This window comes from Streptosporangium amethystogenes, assembly GCF_000721075.1.
In the GTDB taxonomy this organism is placed as follows: Bacteria; Actinomycetota; Actinomycetes; order Streptosporangiales; family Streptosporangiaceae; genus Streptosporangium; species Streptosporangium amethystogenes.
In genome coordinates this window covers 1-421 of sequence record NZ_JOEQ01000159.1, presented here as the reverse complement: position 1 = coordinate 421, position 421 = coordinate 1, and the positions used below count along the sequence as shown (strand labels likewise).

At 67.5% G+C, this 421-nt stretch carries 1 protein-coding gene; it reads left to right on the top strand.

The features are described 5' to 3' along the window. Nucleotides 1-54: 54 nt before the first annotated feature. A complete protein-coding gene (locus IG98_RS0144085; RefSeq protein WP_030926677.1) occupies nucleotides 55-345 on the top strand; it encodes a transposase in 291 nt (96 codons plus the stop codon). Nucleotides 346-421 lie beyond the last annotated feature (76 nt).

Below are 421 nucleotides of genomic sequence, written 5' to 3'. Positions count from 1 at the left end.
CGAGGTGAGGACACCCCCGACAATGGATCTTGTTCCGTAGAGGGGAGCCTTCGGGTGGCACGACCGTCGAAGTTCGGCGATGAGTTCAAGCGGGACGCGGTGAGGCTGGTCCGTGCGACGGGCCGGACCTGCGCCGATGTGGCGCGGGAGCTTGGGATGAACCGCGAGACCCTGCGCACCTGGGTGCGAGCGGCCGAGGCTGAGGACAGTGAGTCGGGCGCGGGCCTGGCCAAGGCCGAGCGCGACGAGCTCGCCCGGCTGCGCAAGCGGGTCGCCGAACTGGAGATCGAGAAAGAGATCCTCCGCAAGGCGGCCGCCTATTTTGCGAAGGAGATGGATCGTTGATCAGCCGCTTCAGGTTCATCTCCGCCCACGCCGGCTTCGGCATCGCGCGGCTGTGCAGGGTGTTGAACGTCGGCCG